Annotated in this window: 1 protein-coding gene and 1 pseudogene; both read right to left on the bottom strand. The window is 73.8% G+C overall.

Features of this window, described 5'->3' with window-relative positions; genetic code table 11:
• Positions 1–828: TolC family protein (locus VFM98_RS24360; protein ID WP_325112482.1), on the bottom strand; the 828-nt coding region annotated here is incomplete at its 3' end.
• A gap of 124 nt (positions 829–952) precedes the next feature.
• Positions 953–2,960, bottom strand: a pseudogene (locus tag VFM98_RS24365) (hypothetical protein); the annotation flags it as partial.

Here is a 2,960-nt window from a genome sequence, read left to right on the forward strand (position 1 = left end):
GGCCCGGGCCTGCGCCGCCGCGGCCGGCGCGGTGAAGCCCGCGTCGGCGCTCAGCCCCGTGAGGCGGGCCGACTCGGCCCGCGAGCGCGCGTCGTTGCGTGCCACCTCGAGCTGGCGCTCGCAGACGCGCAGGTCCACGTAGGTGGTCGCGGTTTCCGCGGCCACGGCGACCCGGGCGTCGTGCCAGCCGGCGGCGGCGCCGCGCAGCCGGGCCGCGGCCGCGTCGGACTGGGCGTCGCGGCCGCCGAAGAGGTCGATCTCCCCGGAGGCCTGCAGGCCGGATTGGGTGATGGTGGTCGGCGGCAGGGCGACGCCCGCGGCGCTGGCGGCGCCGCCGGCGCCCGCAGCTCCACCCGCTCCAGCGGCCCCGCCGGCACCTGCCCCCGCCCCCGCCCCGCCGCCGGTGCCACTCCCGGTGCCTGTTCCACTGCCCCCACCTGCGCCCGCGCCAGCCGCGCCGAACCCACCGGCCCCGCCGAAGCCGCCTTGCGTGTTGCCGCGCACGACGGCCAGGCTGGCGTCCAGCGCCGGCAGCAGCGCCGCCTGCGCCGCGACCCGGTTGGCCCGGGCTTCGGCGATGCGCGTGGCGGCGGTCGCGACGGTGGGGCTGGCCGTCTGCGCGGCCTCGATCAGGTCGATCAGCAGCGGATCACCGAATTGCGTCCACCACTGGCGCAGGTCGGCCACGTTGCCGCCGTGCGGCAGCGGCGCCTGCCAGCGCGGTGGCTCCCTGGCTTCGACCGCGGCGGGCGGGCGGGGCAGGGCGCAGCCGGCGAGCGTGAGCGACAACAGCAAGCCGGCCGCCACGAGGGGGCGCGAAGGGGTCATGCCTGGACGTGCGAAGAGCCCGCCAGACTACCACCTGAGTCACCGTCGCGGTGGTAACGGCAGTCGCGCGTGTTCCTCGTAACGCGGAGGCGCCCTCAGCCGCAGTGGAGGGCCCGTGAACGCCTCAGCCGAACACATGACGCCAGAGCGCCACGATCGCGTCGCGCTCTGCGGCCAGGCGTTCCTCGGGCAACTGCGTGGTCTCCTCGTTCAGCCGCGCGTGGTGCTGGAGGCGGCGCATTTCGCGGTAGGCCGCGGCGGCGCGCTGGCCCACCTTGGGCGGCAGCAGGCCGGCGGCCTCGGCGCGCTGCAGCAGCGCGATGTTGCCCACGTTCGGGATCAGCTCGGGATGCTGCGCCGACTGCGACAGCACCAGGAACTGCACGGCAAACTCCGCATCCACCATGCCGCCCGGGCTGTGCTTGAGGTCGAAGCGGCCGGCGCGCACCGGGTGGGCGCTGCGCACGCGCTCGCGCATGGTGACGATCTCGCGCCGCAGCGCATCGACGTCGCGCGGCGCCGTGATGACGGCCTGCCGCACCGCGTCGAACCGGGGCCGCAATTCCTCCAGCCCGGTGACGAAGCGCGCCCGCGTCATCGCCTGGTGTTCCCAGGTCCACGCCGTGTTGCTGCCGCGGCGCTGCTGGTAGTCGTCGTAGGAGCGGAAGGTGGTGATCAGCAGGCCCGAGTTGCCGTTGGGCCGCAGCGCGGTGTCGATCTCGAACAGGTCGCCCTCGGCCGTCTTGGTGGACAGCCAGATGATGATCTTGCGCACGAAGGCGGCGTACGCCTCGGGCGCGCGCTCGTCCTCGTCCTCGTAGACGAACACGATGTCGAGGTCGCTGCCGTAGCCCAGCTCCTTGCCGCCCAGCTTGCCGTAGCCGAGGATGGCGAAGGCCGGCGTGTCGCGGTGCCGCTGCTTCAGGCGCTCCCAGCACCAGCGGGCGGTGATGTTCAAGGTGGCGTCGGCCAGCGCGCTCAGCTCGTCGGCCACCTGCTCCACGGTGAGCACGCCCTCCACGTCGCGCGCCAGCGTGCGGAACAGCTCCGCATGGTGGGCCCGCCGCAGCAGGTTGAGGAGCATCTCGTCGTCGTCCTCGCCGGTGATCTGGACGGCGCGCTTGCGGTGCTCCAGCTCGCGCTCGAACTCCCGGGCGTCGAAGCGCTCCGTGAGCAGCCCCTCGCTGGCCAGCTCGTCGATCACGCCGGGGTGCTGGATCAGGTAGCGGGCCGGCCAGCGGGCCGCGCCCAGCAGCCGCAGCAGCCGCTCGTGCACGCCCGGGCGCTCCCACAGCAGCGCGAGATAGCTCTCGCGGCGCAGCAGCGGCTCCATCCAGTCGACCATGCGCAGTGCCGCTTCCTCGGTGACGCGGCCTTCCTGCAGCCACTGCGCCGTGCGCGCGACCAGGCGCGAGAGGCGCTGGCGCGCGTCGTCGCGCAGCGCCATCACGCGCGGATGCTTCAGCCAGCCGTGGATGCGCTGCTGCAGTTGCGCCGGCAGCAGCTCCAGCAGCTCGTGCAGGTCGGGCGGCGGCTTCCCCCCTTTGGGTCCGTTGCAGCCCTTGCACTCGGTGCTGCCGCCCAGCTTGCCGTAGCCCAGGATGGCGAACAGCGGCACCTCGCGGTGGCGCTGCTTCAGGCGCTCCCAGCACCAGCGCGCCGTGATGGACAGGGTGGCGTCGGCCAGCGCGCTCAGCTCGTCGGCCACCTGCTCCACCGTGAGCACGCCTTCCACGTCGCGCGCCAGCGTGCGGAACAGCTCCGCATGGTGGGCTCGGCGCAGCAGGTTGAGGAGCATCTCGTCGTCGTCCTCGCCCGTGATCTGCACGGCGCGCTTGCGGTGCTCCAGCTCGTGCTCGAATTCGCGGGCATCGAAGCGCTCCGTGAGCAGCCCGTCGCTGGCCAGCTCGTCGATCACCCCGGGATGCTGGATCAGGTAGCGGGCCGGCCAGCGGGCCGCGCCCAGCAGACGCAGCAGCCGCTCGTGCACGCCGGGGCGTTCCCACAGCAGGGCGAGATAGCTCTCGCGGCGCAGCAGCGGCTCGATCCAGTCGACCATCCGCAGGGCCGCCTCCTCGGTGACGCGGCCCTCCTGCAGCCACTGCGCCGTGCGGCCGATCAGGCGCGACAGG

Origin of the sequence: Ramlibacter sp., assembly GCF_035706265.1 — a bacterium.
Classification (GTDB): domain Bacteria; phylum Pseudomonadota; class Gammaproteobacteria; order Burkholderiales; family Burkholderiaceae_C; genus Ramlibacter.